This window comes from Acinetobacter sp. TY2 (assembly GCF_046269225.1).
Classification (GTDB): domain Bacteria; phylum Pseudomonadota; class Gammaproteobacteria; order Pseudomonadales; family Moraxellaceae; genus Acinetobacter.
The window spans coordinates 1-17,626 of record NZ_JBJZOR010000004.1; the positions used below are offsets into that span (position 1 = coordinate 1).

The following is a 17,626-nucleotide window of genomic DNA, read 5'->3' on the forward strand; positions in this document are numbered from 1 at the left end:
AACAAGCCAATCTAACATTAGAGCAGATGGATGTGATTGAACTAAATGAAGCATTTTCAGCTCAAGCTTTGGCGGTTGCTCGTGACCTAGGTCTTGAAGATGGTGCAGCACATGTCAATCCAAATGGTGGTGCTATTGCATTGGGTCATCCGTTGGGTGCTTCGGGTGCACGTCTAGTTACCACAGCACTCAATCAACTTGAAGTAACGGGTGGTACATATGCGCTTTGCTCAATGTGTATTGGGGTCGGTCAAGGTATCGCTTTGATTATTGAACGTGTCTAACCAAGTATCACTAATTTAAGATATTTCTCCTCCCTTTTTTAAAGGGAGGTTGGGAGGGATTTAATGCCAACATTCACATCAAACGATGCACAAATTAATTACCAAACTTTTGGTGAGGCAAACAAGCCTGCAATTATTTTCTCTAATTCTTTAGGGACAAATTTCAGCATGTGGCAAGCTCAAATTGATGCATTCAAAAATGATTTTTTTGTGATTTGCTATGACACTCGTGGTCATGGTCAATCATCTGCCCCACAAGGGCCGTATACTATTGATCAATTGGGTCAAGATGTCATCAATTTACTTGATCATCTCAATGTTGAAAAAACCACTTTCTGTGGTATTTCTATGGGTGGTTTAACAGGTCAATGGTTAGCTATCAACTACTCTGCACGTTTTAATCACGTAATTGTCTGCAACACAGCTGCAAAAATTGGACAAGAACAAGCATGGAAAGACCGTGCGACACTTGTCCGTGAACAAGGTCTACAACCGATTGCATCAACAGCAGCATCACGTTGGTTCACCGAGCACTTTATCCAACGCAACACAGCAATTGTGACTTCTCTGAGTAACGACCTCGGAGCTAGCAGCGCAGAAGGTTATGCAAGCTGTTGTGAAGCGTTGGCTAAAGCAGATTTACGTGAACAACTGAAAAAAATTCAAGTGCCTGTATTGATTATCGCAGGAGCTCAAGATCCTGTAACGACTGTAGCCGATGGTCAGTTTATGGCTGAACATATTGTCGGTAGTCAGTTATTTACAATTGATGCATCCCACATTTCCAATATCGAACAACCTGAAGTATTTAGTAAAGCCGTGCAAAAATTTATTGCTTCATCATGATAAATTAATCTTGATTCATTGATTTTTGCTTTACCCAACATCCTGAAAATGAAGATGATTCAAATCTAAACTTTTAGGGTGTTTTTTATTTTGTTGCTTTCTTATTTGAATGTGCCATATTTTTGCATAATAATTGTATTGTTTTAGCGATATGAATCTGTCTGATCCAAACCTGAAAACTACTCAATAAAACACGGTGAAAATGTGAAGTTATTTCTCGATTGTGAATTTAATGGCTTTGGTGGTGAACTTATTTCGATGGCATTAGTCGATGAAAATGAATGTTATTTCTATGAGGTTTTGCCCTGTGATGCACCTATTGCATGGGTCGCTGAACATGTCATTCCGGTTTTGAATCAGCCCGCACTTTCTTTACAGCAATTTCAGTCACAACTGAGAAACTTTTTATTTCATTACGATTCAGTTCATATTATTGCCGATTGGCCCGAAGATCTATCTTTATTTCTAAATAGCTTAATTCTGGGTTTTGGTTCTAGCATGACCACACCGCCCATGACTTTAGAGCTCTATAATAAACAACATGAACTCAATGTCCCATCAGCTCAACCACACAATGCATTACAAGATGCGCTCGCTTTAAAAAGAACACTCTTTATTTAAACTTTCAATAAATCAGCGCATTCTTTTTAAATTAAAGGTCACAACCCCCCATATTTCAAGCTGTTGCCCTTCTTCGATATAAATATTTTGATAATCCGCATTTTCAGCTTTCAACCAAATTTTCGGTGGATTAAATTGCATATCAATCATCAGTCGTTTAACTGTAAAATCGTTATCAATCAGCGCTATAACAATATCACCTGACTTTGCCGAAATGCTTCGATCAACAATAAGCGGATCATCAATATCAATACCTGCATCATACATAGAAAGCGAGTTTGCTTTTACAATAAACGTTGAACCTTCATTACGTATCAAATACTCATTCATATCTAATGATTGTTCAATATGCTCATGTATAAACGCTGGTGATCCTGCGGCAACACGCTCTGTAGCCAAAGGAATTTGGTAAATTTTCTCATTTTTAGCTTCTACAGGTTGCATCTTTAACGAAGAAGACAAATCCGATAGATGCCCTGGATTAATATTATTTAGCAGCCAATTTTTGATAATATGAACTTGCGACTCAGGTACACGAATCACCTTTGTTGGTTCATTGAACTGTGCTTTTCGCCCCGCATTAACACGAGCACCACCATGTTCAAATTCTTGTTTTTTTGTCATTTGTTTTCGCTCTATTTGCAACCGTAGATGCCTTAAAAATAATATAACTTGAAAAAGTTACAAATTCAAGTTGACGTCCTTCTCATTTTCCATAACAATGGCTTCATTGATCAGATTTTAACTTATCTGTTTAACATGGATGTTTTAGATAAATTAAATAACACATTGAATTATAGATAAATTTATTTATTAAAATCTTAAATCACTGATTTTATTTAAATAAAAATGATCAAATATATCACTTATTTATATTGAATGATTTTCTATGCGGAGACATAAAAATGACAACTCAACGTGATGCTATCTTAGGTTATGCCGATGATCAACATGCATATTATATTCGTCTTATTGAAGACAATATTGTATTGGGAAGCCACTACGGATTGGTCTGCGAACAAAATACAGATGAGGCTGAAAGTATTATGACGACCTTATATTTAAAAAAATCTTTTTGGCTCAATGGTTCTGCATTTTCAGATATTGTGAAAGGTTTACAACCGTTATCGCTACAGTGCTGAAAAATTATTTTTCAGCTACTAACTCAATGATGAAATTCCTAACCTAAAAATAATTGAGCAAACAAAATAAAAGCAAGTCGAACATAAATATATACGTTATAAATCAAGGATGATCTACATTGACCGTCCTTGAAAACCACATAATATTTCATTTTCACGTATTAAAATGCACATTATTGAATAAAAATAGATCATTTCTTTTGATCTGAAGGCTGTAATGAAGCATTATTCATGCCTGCATTGAGCTTATTCAAGAAGTGTACAAAGGTTGCTTTATCATCAAACATAAAGCCTTCCATTGCCTGACGATAAAACTCATAAATTTTGAGTTGTAATTGCTCCCAAAATTCAAATCCTAAAGGCGTTAATATCACTTTTTTTGCACGGCGATCTGCTTGGTCTGCAAAACGAATCACATAATCATCACGTTCTAAACGTTTAAGTACGCCATCTAAATTTTGTCGACTTACACCTAGATATTCTGTCAGATCGGAAAAAGACATCCCTTCACGTACTTTTTCACGTGATAAAGCACCCAAAACTGCCCAATGTACAGGCGAAACACCAAGTTCTTTAGCACTTTGTCTGTCTAAAGTATTACCTAGTTGGAATACTCGAAAAAAAAGCCTGTTATGTATTGCATACAAATCTTCATCTTGGGAAGAGTTCTGTTCATTACTCATAGAACATCTGTCCTTTATCAAAAATGTTCAAGCCTACTTCATTCATATCATGTCCTCATGAAATTTCGTTATAGGCTTTAAAGCACTATTTTCATTCAATTTTAAAATAGCATTTAATCCTAAGTATAACAATTACAGCCTGCTCTTTATAAATAAGTTGTTTTGTTTGGTTGTATTTACACATATCCTCCAGCGTATTCTCTTATTTTGATAATTATTATAGATTCTCAAAATTATATCAATATATTGTCATACATGTCAGAATATAGAAAACTGATCTTTTTTAATTTTAAAAATGATAAAATCATCCTATTTTTTTAACAAGTACTAGACTTTAGTATATATATTAAAATATTTATAATAAAATATATTAATTAAATACATGTTTTATATTAATATTTTAATAATATAAAAAATAATATATATCAACATATTGACATTTACTTCGATTCAAATATATTCAATTTGTATATTTAGCATTCGCTTCTAATGGGCAAATAAGGAAATTTGTCTGCTTTAATGTCTAATATGTGTAATAACAAATGAAAATATATGTAAATTATTTGACATAAATTATGGTATGGAGATGCCAATGCAGTACATTGACGTACAAAAAACAATAGATGAGGCAAAACTGAATAAGTTTCACCTCCGCGTTCTATTTTGGTGCTTTTTAATTATTATTATTGACGGTTATGATATTGCTGTTGCAGGCGCTGCAATCCCCTCTATTATGGAGGAAATGAAGGTTTCAGCATCGACTGCGGGCTTCATGGCAAGCTCAACCTTGTTCGGTATGATGTTCGGGACCATTGTATTTGGTGGCTTGTCTGAAAAAATTGGACGTCGCTTAACGATTTCAATTTGTGTAGTTTTATTCAGTTTATTCACGGCGGCTGCGGGTCTATGCAAAGATCCCATCAGCTTTAGTATTTTACGCTTTATCGCTGGACTCGGTATTGGTGGTGTGTTACCCAATATCGTTGCACACATGACTGAATACTCACCAAAAAAAATCCGTAGTCTCATGACCACAGGTATGTTTTCGGGCTATGCTGTTGGTGGGATTATTGCAGCAGCGATTGGTAAATATTTCATTATGGAATTTGGTTGGCAAATCGTATTTTTTGCTGCGGGTTTTCCTGTATTTTTGGTGCCTTTTATTTACAAGTATTTGCCTGAGTCTTTGGTCTATTTAGAAAAGAAAAATAAAACTGACGAAATTAAAGCGATCATGCAAAAAATTGAGCCCTCTTTACACATTAATGAACAGACTCAATTACAATTTCCTCCAATGGCACCTCATCAATCTGTACCTGTAACTCAATTGTTCAGTGATGGACGCTTTTTAAGTACTTTAATGCTTTGGGTTGCCTTCTTTACTGGGCTATTCATGATTTATTCGCTCAGTACTTGGCTTGCAAAACTGATGGCTTTGGCAGGTTATAACCTAGGTTCAGCACTTAGTTTTGTCATTGCTCTAAATTTTGGTGCAGTCATTGGCTGTATTGTTGGGGGATGGTTAGCTGATCGTTTTCACATCAAATGGGTCTTGGTCACCATGTATACATTGGGTGGTATTTTCTTATATGCCATGACATTTGATCATTCGCAAAATATGCTTTATCTGATTATTGCAGCAGTAGGCGCATGCTCAACAGGCGGTCAGATTGTGGCTTATGCATACTGTGGACAATTCTATCCTGCCAACATTCGTTCAACAGGCATTGGTATGGCAGGTGGCGTTGGTCGTTTAGGTGCAATTCTTGCTCCGTTGATTATTGGTTATATCGTGGCATTGAATTTACCGTTAGAACAAAACTTTATGGTTATTGCAGCCGTTGCCATTTTGGGTGCAGTGGGGATTGCCTTTATTAACCATGAAAAAGCCGCAATTTAATTTTTTATCTGTCGTTCAACCGATTACTGTTAAACTGATGTTATTTTTAAACTCATAATTTAAATCTAAAAAAGCCCTCTCGGGCTTTTTTTTATTTCCAATATTTGACAGTAAAATGCTTAACGAATTTCTGCTTTCCAACCATCTTCTTCCAATACGGCAAGTACGGCCGTTTGGTCGAGTGTAGTTTCAAGTTCAACTAATTTTGCAGCAACATCAATATTCACAGTCGCTTGCTCATCAGCCGTTTTCAGACTTGCAGTTACACCTTTAGCACAACCGCCACACGTCATATTTTCTACAAATAGTTTCATTATAATCTCCAATTTTATCAATGGTATTGCTTTACTCTAAACCTTTCCATAATGGCAAGGTCAAGTCTTTCTTTACTGACTTTCTGCTATTTAAGTATCAGAAAATACAGCCTTTTAACTTAATGCCCTTTTTCAATATGCTCTAAAATACTGCAATCGGGGCTTTCATTTCCTGCACAACAAGACACGGATTGCTCAAGAGTATTGACCATCTCTTGTAAGGTTTTAATTTTTTGATTCAAATCATCAATATGCTTTAAAGCTAATTGTTTAACTTCAGCACTGCTTCGATCGGTATTTTTCCATAATGAAATCAAACCTTTCATCTGTTCAGCAGAAAAACCTAACTCTCGTGCATGCCGAATAAAATTGAGCGTTTTAACGTCTTGTTCGGTGTAGATCCGATAACCAGCATCGGTACGTTTTGCCGCATCAATCAGCTCAATATCTTCATAATAACGAATCATTTTTGCAGACAAACCTGATTGTTTCGCAGCCTGACCTATATTCATGACTCACCTCTATTTCTGATATATATGGTTAGATTTCAAATTGCCAACTCATATAAATGAGCAATCCTAAATTGAAGCATATTTCACCCTGTTACAGGCTTAAATGTTCTTAAACGTAATGCATTGCCTAAGACAAAGATTGAAGACAACGCCATCGCACCAGCAGCAAAAATAGGTGACATTAAAATACCAAATGTAGGATATAACACACCAGCAGCCACAGGAATGAGCGCAATATTATAAATAAATGCCCAAAATAGATTCTGATGAATATTGTCCATTGTTGCCTTACTCAGTGCAATCGCATTGGGAATACCCTGCAAACTGCCTGAAATTAAGACAACATCAGCCGCTTCAATTGCAACATCAGTTCCTGTGCCAATCGCTACACCAACATCAGCAGCAGCCAAAGCGGGTGCATCGTTAATGCCATCACCAACATAAGCAATATGCCCATAGCTTTGTTTGAGTTTTTGCACAGCTTCCACTTTTTGTGCAGGTAGAACTTCAGCAATAACTTCATCAATACCCAATTGTTTAGCAATCGCTTCAGCCGTATGACGGTTATCACCACTTATCATTGCTACTTTAAGACCTTGAGCATGTAAAGCTTTAATTGCAGGATAAGTACTCGCCTTAATCGGATCAGCCACGGCAATAATCGCAGCAAGTTTTTGATCAATGGCTACATATAAGGGCGTTTTGCCTTCTTGTCCTAAATTCTCAGCTGTCTGTGCAAATTGTTCAACAGATAAACCAAGTTTTTGCATAAGTCGATCTGCACCAATATGCAAATGTAAGCCATCTACATCTGCCTCAATACCATAACCCGTCAATGAGTTAAAGTTTTGAATCTCTCTTAAACTTAATCCTAAATCAAGCACAGCTTTAACAATGGCTTGCGCAATCGGATGTTCCGACTTATTTTCAATACTTGCTACAGCTGCCAAGACTTGATTTTCATCAAAACCCGATAACACTTCAAAATTGGTTAAAACAGGTTTGCCTTCTGTGAGTGTCCCTGTTTTATCAACAGCGACCACACGTGCTTCTTTTAAAGACTGTAATGCCTCACCTTTACGAAATAACACACCAATTTCTGCACCACGTCCTGTTCCGACCATAATCGAAGTCGGTGTTGCAAGCCCCATGGCACATGGACAAGCAATAATCAGTACAGCAACGGCATTGACTAAGGCAAAACTTAATGCGGGTTCAGGACCAAAAATCACCCAAGCAATAAACGTGAGCAATGCCATTGCCATCACCATAGGGACAAACCACATGGTAATTTTATCGACAACTGCTTGAATAGGAAGTTTAGAACCTTGTGCCTGCTCAACCATTTGAATGATTTGGAACAGCACCGAATCTTGACCTACAGCAGTTGCCTGAATTTTAAGACTTCCTGTTTGATTGACTGTTCCGCCAATAACTTCAGCTCCGACAACTTTTTCGACAGGAATCGGTTCACCGCTCATCATCGATTCATCAATAAAACTTTGCCCTGAAATAATATGACCATCAACAGGCACTCGTTCACCCGGACGAATTTCAACAATCATGCCCGACTTAACATCTTGAATGGCAGTTTCTACCATTTGCCCATCTTGCTCAACACGTGCCATTTTAGGTTGCATTCCTAAAAGCTGTTGAATAGCAAGAGATGTACGCCCTCGTGCTTTAGATTCAAAGAAACGACCAAGTAAAATGAGTGCAACAATAACAGCAGCAGCTTCAAAATAGACATTCACTGTCCCTATTGGTAATAACTGCGGGAAAAAAGTTGCAACAACAGAAAATACATAAGCCGAGAATGTACCCACAGCAACTAAAGAATTCATATCAGGGGCAAGGCGAAATAATGCAGGAATACCTTTTTGATAAAAACGACGCCCTGGAAAAACTAAAATAAGCGTGGTCAGAACAAATTGGATATACCAACTGTTTTGAGTACCTATGCTATTTGCAATTAAATGATGAAATGCCGGAACAAGGTGTGAACCCATTTCAAGTAAGAAAACAGGTGTTGCTAAAATAGTGGCAAGAATTAAGTCATGTTTTAAATGATTTAATTCGTCTGCTTTTTTTTCTTGCTGAATTTCGATCTGATCAGCTTGAATGACATGAGCTTCATAACCTGCTTTTGCCACAGCTTGAATGAGTTGCTCAACCGTGGTTGGAGGGTTTGCTACAATCAAAGCTTTTTCAGTGGCTAAATTGACACTTACTGAAGTAACCCCTTCAACTTTTTTTAGAGCTTTCTCAACACGTCCAACACAAGAAGCACAGGTCATTCCATCAATGGCAAGTTCTATAGGTAGCGCCTTCGGTACTTCATAGCCTGCTTTTTCAATGGTTTGAATAATCGCATCATAGTCCAAAGGCTCATGACTTTGAATGGTGGCTTTTTCTGTAGCCAAATTCACGGAGACAGCATCAATATTAGGCAGTTTCTGTAAGGCTTTTTCGACTCTACCAACGCACGAAGCACAAGTCATTCCCTCAATATTGAGCGTTCCACTGTAGCTTTGTGTTACGTTCTTGCTTTGCTTCATTGGATCTGATGTTGTTGTCATTGCAGTATCCTCTTTTTGCTGATCTTTTGATTAGTATTAGCATAAAGATTCCCATCATGGGAAGGTCAAGAGTTAAGTTCCAATGATGCTGATTAAATTTATAGATTTTTAAGTTATATATTTAAATAAAAAGCCTGCTATAGCAGGCTTTAAGTCAATAAATACATTAAATTTTTTATGTTATTTTAAATGCCAAAGAAATTTCTTGATGACCTTCAATTTGCTCAGGCCATTTCTGTGACATTGTTTTTAGCTTAGTATAAAAACGTGCAGCGTCTGGTCCATATAAATGGGATTCACCAAATTTTGAACGCCTTAAACCACCAAAATTAAAATAACTTACGGGCAAAGGAACAGGGACATTTATTCCAATCATACCAGACTCAATTTCAGTAAAAAAACGATGCGCTGTTTTGCCATCACGAGTAAATATGACTGAGCCATTACCAAACTCATGACTATTTGTCACAGCAATGGCTTCATCTAAACTATTCACACGCAATATTCCTCGTGCTGGACCAAACACTTCTTGTTTATAAAAGTCCATGTCTGTTGTTACATGGTCAAGTAATGTTGGACCTATATAATAGCCATTTTTATATTCTGGATGTTGATAAGAACGTCCATCCAATAATAGTTCAGCTCCATCTTCAATACACTGATCAATTGCCTTTAATACTGACTGTTTTGATTGCGATGAAATAACTGCACCAAAATCTGCAGATTCATCATTATAAGCCCCCATTTTAAGTGCTTTAGTTTTTGTAATAATTAACTCTCGCAATTTTTCAGCTGTTTCTACACCAACAGGAAGTAATAACGAAACAGCCATACAACGTTGACTCGCTGAACCGAATCCTGCGGAAACAAAAGCATTCGCTGCGGCTTCTAAGTCAGCATCTGGCATTACAACCATATGATTTTTCCCACCAGTAAATGCCGCAACACGCTTATTGTGGGAGGTTCCTTTTTGGTAAACGTACTCACCAATTTGAGTTGAGCCAACGAAACTGATTGCTGAAATTTCAGGATGTTCTAACATAGCGTCTACAACAACTTTGTCACCTTGTACAATATTAAAAATATCATCAGGTAAACCAGCTTCTTTCCATAAATTAGCAAAAAATAATGCTGCTGATGGTACTTTTTCAGAAGGCTTCCAAACAATCGAATTTCCAATTGAAACAGCCATTGCCATCATGACTGCTGGAATCATAATTGGAAAGTTAAAAGGCGTAATACATCCAATGACACCCACTGGAACTCTGACAGAAAAAACATCAATATCACCCGCAACATTTCGAGCATATTCCCCCTTAGTCACTTGTGGTGCATTACAAGCAAATTCAATCCCTTCAATTGCGCGTCCTATTTCACCTTTTGCATCAGCAATAGTTTTACCATGCTCTCTACCAATGATTTCAGCGAGCTCTTCTGTTTTAGCAATCATAAGCTCACGAAGTTTATAGATCACTTGTAAACGCGATGCATGTGAAGCCTTCGACCATTTTTGAGCATTTAATGATGATGCAGCCTGAACAGCTTGATTTACAGTGATTACATCGCCGTAAGCACATTGAGCTATCTCTTCCCCTGTGGAAGGATTAAATATAGGTCCGCTTCTTTGCGTCTCTACAATGTGTTTACCCGATATATAATGCCCGATCAATTGAGCCATCTTTAACCTCCATGTATAGTTTTAGATTTGCTACATTGCTAATTTTAGAAAAAATAAATCTTACAAAATTTAAAAACTTTGATTTTTAACAAATATGCATTGCCATATAGTTTTGATAGATAAAGATAAATATGGTTTTATCTTTATCTAAAATATTATTTTAAATAACCGTATTAATGCATTACACACGCATTTCTTTTTTGACAGTTTTGAGTTTTGCAGATTTTCCAAGCTCATCTTTTTTCATAAAGCATGTACAGAAAATTGCAAATATTGCCATTCCCATAATGTACATAATAATCAAATGTGGACTGCCATCACCAACGCTGAGTAACTTTGTCGCAATAAGCGGAGCGATACCACCACCGAGTACACCCGCAAACTGTACTGAAATAGAAATACCGCTATAGCGAATTTCTGCAGGAAATTGACGAGCAAATAACTGTGACTGTGGTGCATACATGATTGGAAAAACTACACCAATAGCCAAAACAATCGCAGTCCAAACGAGTACCGGATCTTTCGTATCAAGCATGCTAAAAAATGGATAACAATAAAGTGCAAGAACCACCAAACCGAACATAAACATATTACGCTGTCCGACCTTATCTGAAAGGTGACCACATAAGGGCGTCATCACCATAATGACACCTGCTCCACAAATAGTGGCAAATAAAATATCTTGGCGTGGAATGCCTAATTTTGTTGTGGTGTATGCTAAAGCAAAGGTAGATGCAATATAGAACCAAGCATTTTCAGCAGCACGAGCAAAAATAATTGTCCACAATTCACGTGGATGGTTTTTGAAAACCTGTAGCGCAGGTACTTTAATTTCTTGTGCTTGTTCTTTCACTTTTTCAAAGTCTGGAGATTCAGGCACTTTCACACGAATATACCAACCTACACCTAAAAGTATAATGCTCGCGAGGAATGGAATACGCCATCCCCAACTAAATAGACTTGCCTCAGGAAGTAATGAAACCAATGCCAATGCAATCGATGCAAGCATTAAGCCACCACCCGCACTCGCTTGCGGTAAACTCCCCCAAAACCCCTTACCACCTTCAGGAGCATGTTCCACTGCCATTAAAACAGCACCGCCCCATTCTCCGCCCATCGCCATTCCTTGTATAAAACGTAAAACAACAAGGAAAAATGTCGCCCAATAACCAATACTTTCATACGTCGGTAAAAGTCCAATCAAAACTGTTGGAATACCCATCATGACAAGTGTCGTTAAGAGCATAGCTTTACGGCCAATTTTGTCTCCAAAATGTCCGAAAACTATTCCACCTAAGGGACGACCTATAAATCCTACTGCATACGTTGCAAAAGCGGCTAAGACTCCGGTTAAAGGATCAAGATTAGGAAAGAATAATTTATTGAAAATCAGTGCCGCTGCTGCACCGTAGATAAAAAAGTCATACCATTCAATGGTTGTACCGACCATACTAGAGATACCAGCCAAACGGTGAGATGACTTTTTAGGCTGAGCATTTGACCCTTGTATCTGTTCCATAGACACCTCTTGCACTTTTTAATATTTCATTTTGTATACACTTTATGAATAATCAATCCGGACTATTAGTGACATAAAGTATTTTTGATTTTTAAGTATTGAATATGCATATTGATGATTCATATTCAATTTGAAAAGCGAAAGAATGAATCACTTTTCATCTTTTTCTAATTTGAATCAGATTAAATTAGAGGTCAACACCCTTAATTACTTAAGTAGTGAGTGTTTTTTTATTATATAATTAAAATTCAAACACTTAATAAAAAATATTGAAAATAAAACACTAAAAATGTTTTATCTAGTATCTAAAATCGAAACATTATTTATGTTTTTTCAACTATTACTGTATTTAAAAAATAAGTTATTTGGTTGTTTTTATACTTGTTATTTTAGTCTAAATCATATATTCCTTAATCTATTAAGTAAGGATGCTTATGATGAATTATAACAAATTGGCATTTGATTTTTGTCCTGCCCCTATCGTTGTACTCAGTAACAGATGCATGATGGAAATGAATGTTGCATTTACAAATTTATTTGGCTATACACGGGAAGAACTGATTGAGCAATCTATAGTCAAAATTTTTCCAAGTATTGAAGACTACGAAAAAGTTGGAGATGATGCTTTACAAAGTTTAATGCTCAAAAAAAGTCACTTCTATTCCGACCATCGTTTTATGCAGCATAAAAATGGCGAGCTTTTTTGGACACATACGCATGGGCAAACGCTTACACCAGAAGATCCATTTAAACTGATGGTTTGGCATTTTGAGCGTCAAGATCAAGTAGTAACATCAAAATATAAATTAACTAAACGTGAAGCTGAAATTACACAACTCATCGTCAATGGGTTTACTTGTAAAGAGATTGCGAGAAAGCTTGATTTATCACATCGGACAATTGAGGTGCATAAAGCTAATTTAATGAAAAAACTTGGTGTACGAACTAAAGCAGAACTCACTTCAAAGATTATTATTCAAGAAAAAAATTACGCTCATATCTGAATTAAAAATTTAGAGATATACTATTTTATTCATATTTATGAATAAAAAACCACGGAATGACACCGTGGTTTTTTATGACTTATTTTTATTCATTGATACAGCTTATTCGGCAGAAATATCTTCAAATAAAACTGAAGATAAATAACGCTCGCCTGCATCAGGGAAAATCACGACAATCGTTTTTCCTGCATTTTCAGGACGAGCAGCCAACTGTGCGGCTGCGGCAAGTGCTGCACCACTTGAAATCCCAACAAAAATACCTTCTTGGGTTGCAATCTTACGTGCAAAATCAATTGCTTCAGGACTCGTAATTGCAATCACTTCATCGACTAAATCTAAATCCAAATTACTCGGAATGAAGTTTGCGCCTATACCCTGAATTTTATGTGGCGCTGGCGTTAATGTTTCACCACGTTTAGCCTGACCAATAATTGGCGATTCCGCTGGTTCAACAGCGACAGAGTAAATGGGTTGATTTTGTACTTGTTCAAAATAGCGTGAAATACCAGAGATCGTTCCACCTGTACCCACACCTGCAACTAAAATATCTACTTTACCACCTGTTGCAGCCCAAATTTCAGGACCTGTCGTAGTTTCATGAATTTTAGGATTGGCTGGATTTTCAAATTGTTGTGGCAAATAATAAGTTTCAGGCTGTTCTGTGGCTAAACGTACCGCCTCATCGACCGCACCTTTCATGCCTTTCGCAGGTTCAGTCAATACAAGGTTAGCACCCAACGCTTTTAATACTTTACGGCGCTCAATACTCATACTTGCAGGCATTGTTAATGTAATTTCATAACCTTTTGCTGCTGCAACAAAAGCTAAACCGATACCTGTATTACCACTTGTTGGCTCAACAATTTTCATGCCTTTTTTAAGTAGACCTTTTTCTTCAGCATCTGCAATGAGTGCTGCGCCAATACGATCTTTCACTGAAAAGGCAGGATTACGGCTTTCAATTTTTGCCAAAACTGTTGCTTGACTCTGAATTAATCGATTAATGCGCACTAAAGGCGTATTACCAATTGCTTCAGCGTTGTTGTTATAAACGGCAATCCCTGCATTTTCAATTTTCGGGAAATTTGTTTCTGTAGACATGTGCTTTCCTCAAATTTAGATATAAATGATTCATGTTATCTGCTTTTATCATATCGCTTTTTACATAGAATGTTATATGCATAAAAGAGATTTAATTATTCTATTTTCGAATTTGTTTGCTTTTATAAATCATTTACTTAGAAAAATTAGACAAAATTCAAACGTGAACGGTCAAAATTCGATTGCCATCATCTCATTGTTTTCAAGCATAATAGTCACATTGGAAAAAAATCGGGAAGATTATGGCGAATAACGCTTATCAAAAATTTTATCGTCAATTTACAAAAAAAGTGTTAGATAAAATTGTTAGCCCTCAAGTGCTCGGGAAGCATCAAACACTTGAGCAAATATCGACAAGCCAAGAAGCGACACCATTCCCCGTGTGCTATGTCATTCAAGATGACTCTGTATCGAATAAAGTCTTGATTGATAATGAAACTGAAAAACAAAAATTACAATCTGCATTTATGCCATTACAGCTCGATGAGCTTTATGAAGATGATTCATTTTTAACTTTACACGACAATCACAAAGGCAATGTTTCAGCGTATTACCCTGACAAACTTATTCGGATGATTGAATTTTTGTTACGTCATCCCGAACAAGATATTTTGTTGGTGCCTGTTTCTATTTTATGGGGACGTGCGCCTGAAACTGAAGACACATGGTACAAAGCGTTATTTGCTGATGCTTGGACAAAGCCAACGGGCATAAAACAAGCGCTGAATATTGCCCTCTATGGTCGTGAAAATTATATCGAGTTTCATCAAGCTACATCATTGCAAGAGATGATTCGGGTTGCTCAAGAACGTAGTCCAAACTTTTCACCTGCACATTATGTAACAACAACATTAAACCAAGAGTTTAATCAGTATAAAGAGGCTGTTTTAGGACCTGACCTTTCTGACCGCCGTAATGTGATCAATACTTTAATGACCACTGAAGCGGTTAGAGATGCTGTCCGCCAAGAAAGCATTCATAAAAAAATTAGTTTAAATGAAGCTGATAAATTGGCACGTAGTTATCTTAATGAAATTGTTTCTGATTTTTCATACTCAACTTTACGTTTTGCCGAAATTGCACTTACGAAATTATGGACACAGCTATATGATGGTATTGAAGTCCATCATTTCGACATGGTTCGTGAACTAGCAAAAGATTATGAGATTGTGTATACGCCGTGTCACCGCAGTCATATCGACTATTTGTTATTGTCTTATGTGATTTATAAACGTGGGTTGATGGTACCACATATTGCTGCAGGGATTAACCTGAACATGCCTGTGGTAGGTCAACTCATGCGTGGCGCAGGTGCATACTTTATTCGTCGTAGTTTCAATGGTAATGCGCTATATACAGCGGTATTTAAAGAATATTTGCACAGTTTACTCAGTCGAAATACCCCGCTTGAGTATTTTATTGAAGGTGGCCGTTCTCGCACAGGTTTATTGTTACAGCCAAAAAAAGGCATGTTAGCAATGACCATTCAAAGCTATTTACGAGGCGACAGTAAACCAATTGCCTTCATTCCAACCTATTTTGGCTATGAAAAATTACTTGAAGGTTCATCTTATATTAAAGAGCTTGGTGGGCAGAAAAAACAGTCTGAATCGTTGTTTGGCTTACTCAAATCGATGCAGAAAATTGAGAAAGTCTTTGGCATGGTGCATGTCAATTTTGGTGAACCAGTATTTCTTGAACCTGCTCTACAACGTCATGCGGCACCGACACATTTAGATCTACATGCAGACTTACCCGACTCAGTCAAAGCGACTGTCACAGATGTTGCCAATGAAATTTTGCAAAACATCAATAAAGCAGTAGTCATCAATCCTGTTGATTTACTTGCAATTGTTTTACTCAATGCGCCAACTTATGAACTTGCTGAGCGTGATGTCATATTGCGTTTGGAACAATACCGCCATTTACTACAAACAGCACATTATGATGAACGAATGAAAATCACGGCGCTCTCTGCCCATGAAATTATTCAATACGCTATTAAATTGAAGCAAGTTGAATTTATTGAACATGATAATGAGCGTTGGGTCAAAGTCAGTGACAATCAAGTTGGCTTGCTTAAATATTTCAGCAACAATATTTTACATACCTTTATTTTGCCGGCTTATGTGGCTTATGCCCTTAAACAGCATCAAAGTCTGTCTAAAGCGCAATTATTTACAGATTTTAAACTGGCTTACCCTAACTTTGCTAAGCAGTATTTCTTAAAATGGAATATTGAAAACCTTGAACCCATCTTCCAACAAATTATTGATGTCTTCCTTGCTGAACAAGTTATTAGCATTGAAGGTGATCAACTTCATGTGAATGTAGCTGATGATAAAATGCGTTTCATTTCAGCATTGGCACATTTGTATGAATTAAATGTTGAAGCACAAACTGAAGAAAAATCAGAGAAAAAATCGAGTTGATTTATTCTTCAATGCTAATTAGTTAAGCCAATAATGGCTTAAAATCCTAAACTTCTTCTGTAACCCCTCTTTATAAAAGAGGGGAAACTATCAATTTCAATAAGTTTTCAATAATGAAAACTCCCTCCTTTCTTAAAGCTAAAGAACTTGTTCCGCAAGGGGGAAGAATTTAAAAAACTTTTATCTGACTAACATTAAGTACATATATTCGATTTTCTAAGCTTTAAAAGCAATAAAACCATAATAAGTAAACATTTGCGTAAATGTGCGTATATTGGTAAAGCCTGATTTTTCATAAATTTGATGCATTTCTGCCACAGAAACCAAATGAAAATCTTGCTCTAAACGTTCAATCATCACCTGACTTTGCTGATTTGACAGCCCTGTAGCTTGCGCCAAATATTTCAAAGTCGTCAAATCTGTTTTCTGTTCAAACTGCATAAGGTCATAACTTAAAGAAAAACTTTGTGGCTTTAAGACTTGATAGATATCTTGAAAAAAATGTATCTTGTTCGGTTTATCAATAAAATGTGAAACTAAAATAGACAATGCTGCATCAAATTGCACAGGCTGACAATTAGATTGACTATTCGACTGTATTTCAATCAATACTGACGTATCTCCTAAAATAAAATTGACTCGATCTGCGGCACCTGATTCTTGTAATAATTGTTTGGCTTTATGAAGCATATTTTCTGCAGGATCAATTGCAGTAAAGTGCCACTCTGGAAATTGTTGCGTCAAATAGCGTAACTCATAGCCTGTACCACAACCAACCACCAAAATATTTGCTTGTTCAGGTAAATATGTCTTGAGTAAGGCACTAATTTGTAAATGTACCAACTCATAACCAGGTATCAACTTACGAATATGCTCATCATAACCATCGACAATGAAAGGTTGATTAAAATCTTTTGCCATTTTGATATCCATATGGTGGAACAATAGCTTTAAAACTATACATTTCTTGTAAAAATCACAACAAAACGCTTTTGATTCTTTAAATTTAAA

The 17,626-nt window shown here is 36.6% G+C and carries 15 protein-coding genes and 1 pseudogene; 7 read left to right on the forward strand and 9 right to left on the reverse strand.

Annotated features, from left to right (window positions below):
* The 3 genes and pseudogenes from ACK1JC_RS03120 to ACK1JC_RS03130 all read left to right on the forward strand — a co-directional run.
* Nucleotides 1–284, forward strand: a pseudogene (locus ACK1JC_RS03120) (acetyl-CoA C-acyltransferase); the annotation flags it as partial.
* A gap of 63 nt (nt 285–347) precedes the next feature.
* Nucleotides 348–1,130: a 3-oxoadipate enol-lactonase gene (gene pcaD / locus ACK1JC_RS03125; RefSeq protein WP_409510396.1), complete on the forward strand. Its 783-nt coding sequence runs from the start codon at nt 348–350 to the stop codon at nt 1,128–1,130.
* Between the two features lie 204 nt (nt 1,131–1,334).
* On the forward strand, nt 1,335–1,751 hold the full coding sequence (locus ACK1JC_RS03130) for a hypothetical protein (protein WP_409510397.1): 417 nt from the start codon (nt 1,335–1,337) through the stop codon (nt 1,749–1,751).
* A 12-nt stretch (nt 1,752–1,763) separates the two neighbouring features.
* Here the strand turns inward: ACK1JC_RS03130 and ACK1JC_RS03135 are convergent, their stop codons facing one another.
* Complete coding sequence (locus tag ACK1JC_RS03135; RefSeq protein ID WP_409510398.1) at nt 1,764–2,375, reverse strand: LexA family protein; 612 nt, start codon at nt 2,373–2,375, stop codon at nt 1,764–1,766.
* Between the two features lie 281 nt (nt 2,376–2,656).
* Here ACK1JC_RS03135 and ACK1JC_RS03140 point away from each other — a divergent pair, with 281 nt between their 5' ends.
* Nucleotides 2,657–2,893: a hypothetical protein gene (locus ACK1JC_RS03140; RefSeq protein WP_409510399.1), complete on the forward strand. Its 237-nt coding sequence runs from the start codon at nt 2,657–2,659 to the stop codon at nt 2,891–2,893.
* 191 nt (nt 2,894–3,084) lie between these two features.
* Here the strand turns inward: ACK1JC_RS03140 and ACK1JC_RS03145 are convergent, their stop codons facing one another.
* Nucleotides 3,085–3,576: a MarR family winged helix-turn-helix transcriptional regulator gene (locus ACK1JC_RS03145; RefSeq protein WP_409510400.1), complete on the reverse strand. Its 492-nt coding sequence runs from the start codon at nt 3,574–3,576 to the stop codon at nt 3,085–3,087.
* A gap of 592 nt (nt 3,577–4,168) precedes the next feature.
* On the opposite strand from ACK1JC_RS03145, the gene ACK1JC_RS03150 reads away from it, so the two are divergent.
* Nucleotides 4,169–5,476, forward strand: coding sequence for an MFS transporter (locus ACK1JC_RS03150; protein WP_409510401.1), 1,308 nt, complete (start codon nt 4,169–4,171; stop codon nt 5,474–5,476).
* A gap of 119 nt (nt 5,477–5,595) precedes the next feature.
* On the opposite strand, the gene ACK1JC_RS03155 is transcribed toward ACK1JC_RS03150, so the two are convergent.
* The 5 genes from ACK1JC_RS03155 to ACK1JC_RS03175 form a co-directional block, all read right to left on the reverse strand.
* Nucleotides 5,596–5,790, reverse strand: a complete 195-nt coding sequence (locus ACK1JC_RS03155; RefSeq protein WP_409510402.1) for a heavy-metal-associated domain-containing protein — start codon at nt 5,788–5,790, stop codon at nt 5,596–5,598.
* Nucleotides 5,791–5,909: 119 nt separating this feature from the next.
* A complete protein-coding gene (gene cueR / locus ACK1JC_RS03160; protein ID WP_409510403.1) occupies nt 5,910–6,302 on the reverse strand; it encodes a Cu(I)-responsive transcriptional regulator in 393 nt (130 codons plus the stop codon).
* 83 nt (nt 6,303–6,385) lie between these two features.
* Entirely contained in the window at nt 6,386–8,860 is a 2,475-nt protein-coding gene (locus tag ACK1JC_RS03165) for a heavy metal translocating P-type ATPase (protein WP_409510584.1), read from the reverse strand.
* 196 nt (nt 8,861–9,056) lie between these two features.
* Nucleotides 9,057–10,559, reverse strand: coding sequence for a CoA-acylating methylmalonate-semialdehyde dehydrogenase (locus ACK1JC_RS03170; protein WP_409510404.1), 1,503 nt, complete (start codon nt 10,557–10,559; stop codon nt 9,057–9,059).
* A gap of 181 nt (nt 10,560–10,740) precedes the next feature.
* Nucleotides 10,741–12,078: an MFS transporter gene (locus ACK1JC_RS03175; RefSeq protein WP_409510405.1), complete on the reverse strand. Its 1,338-nt coding sequence runs from the start codon at nt 12,076–12,078 to the stop codon at nt 10,741–10,743.
* 437 nt (nt 12,079–12,515) lie between these two features.
* On the opposite strand from ACK1JC_RS03175, the gene ACK1JC_RS03180 reads away from it, so the two are divergent.
* Complete coding sequence (locus tag ACK1JC_RS03180; RefSeq protein WP_409510406.1) at nt 12,516–13,082, forward strand: LuxR C-terminal-related transcriptional regulator; 567 nt, start codon at nt 12,516–12,518, stop codon at nt 13,080–13,082.
* A 102-nt stretch (nt 13,083–13,184) separates the two neighbouring features.
* Here the strand turns inward: ACK1JC_RS03180 and cysK are convergent, their stop codons facing one another.
* Nucleotides 13,185–14,183: a cysteine synthase A gene (gene cysK, locus ACK1JC_RS03185; RefSeq protein ID WP_409510407.1), complete on the reverse strand. Its 999-nt coding sequence runs from the start codon at nt 14,181–14,183 to the stop codon at nt 13,185–13,187.
* A gap of 242 nt (nt 14,184–14,425) precedes the next feature.
* On the opposite strand from cysK, the gene plsB reads away from it, so the two are divergent.
* Nucleotides 14,426–16,615 carry a glycerol-3-phosphate 1-O-acyltransferase PlsB gene (gene plsB, locus ACK1JC_RS03190; protein ID WP_409510408.1) on the forward strand — a complete coding sequence of 730 codons (2,190 nt, stop codon included), beginning with the start codon at nt 14,426–14,428 and terminating at the stop codon, nt 16,613–16,615.
* 216 nt (nt 16,616–16,831) lie between these two features.
* Here plsB and ACK1JC_RS03195 read toward each other — a convergent pair whose 3' ends face one another.
* A complete protein-coding gene (locus ACK1JC_RS03195) occupies nt 16,832–17,536 on the reverse strand; it encodes a class I SAM-dependent methyltransferase (protein ID WP_409510409.1) in 705 nt (234 codons plus the stop codon).
* Nucleotides 17,537–17,626 lie beyond the last annotated feature (90 nt).

Bases quoted from the DNA above. Each gene is read 5' to 3' on its own strand.
- ACK1JC_RS03155 (WP_409510402.1), bottom strand. From the start codon at position 5,790: ATGAAACTATTTGTAGAAAATATGACGTGTGGCGGTTGTGCTAAAGGT.
- ACK1JC_RS03140 (WP_409510399.1), top strand. From the start codon at position 2,657: ATGACAACTCAACGTGATGCTATCTTAGGTTATGCCGATGATCAACAT.
- ACK1JC_RS03175 (WP_409510405.1), bottom strand. From the start codon at position 12,078: ATGGAACAGATACAAGGGTCAAATGCTCAGCCTAAAAAGTCATCTCAC.
- ACK1JC_RS03180 (WP_409510406.1), top strand. From the start codon at position 12,516: ATGAATTATAACAAATTGGCATTTGATTTTTGTCCTGCCCCTATCGTT.
- cysK (WP_409510407.1), bottom strand. From the start codon at position 14,183: ATGTCTACAGAAACAAATTTCCCGAAAATTGAAAATGCAGGGATTGCC.
- cueR (WP_409510403.1), bottom strand. From the start codon at position 6,302: ATGAATATAGGTCAGGCTGCGAAACAATCAGGTTTGTCTGCAAAAATG.
- plsB (WP_409510408.1), top strand. From the start codon at position 14,426: ATGGCGAATAACGCTTATCAAAAATTTTATCGTCAATTTACAAAAAAA.
- ACK1JC_RS03150 (WP_409510401.1), top strand. From the start codon at position 4,169: ATGCAGTACATTGACGTACAAAAAACAATAGATGAGGCAAAACTGAAT.
- ACK1JC_RS03195 (WP_409510409.1), bottom strand. From the start codon at position 17,536: ATGGCAAAAGATTTTAATCAACCTTTCATTGTCGATGGTTATGATGAG.
- ACK1JC_RS03135 (WP_409510398.1), bottom strand. From the start codon at position 2,375: ATGACAAAAAAACAAGAATTTGAACATGGTGGTGCTCGTGTTAATGCG.
- ACK1JC_RS03145 (WP_409510400.1), bottom strand. From the start codon at position 3,576: ATGAGTAATGAACAGAACTCTTCCCAAGATGAAGATTTGTATGCAATA.
- pcaD (WP_409510396.1), top strand. From the start codon at position 348: ATGCCAACATTCACATCAAACGATGCACAAATTAATTACCAAACTTTT.
- ACK1JC_RS03165 (WP_409510584.1), bottom strand. From the start codon at position 8,860: ATGAAGCAAAGCAAGAACGTAACACAAAGCTACAGTGGAACGCTCAAT.
- ACK1JC_RS03170 (WP_409510404.1), bottom strand. From the start codon at position 10,559: ATGGCTCAATTGATCGGGCATTATATATCGGGTAAACACATTGTAGAG.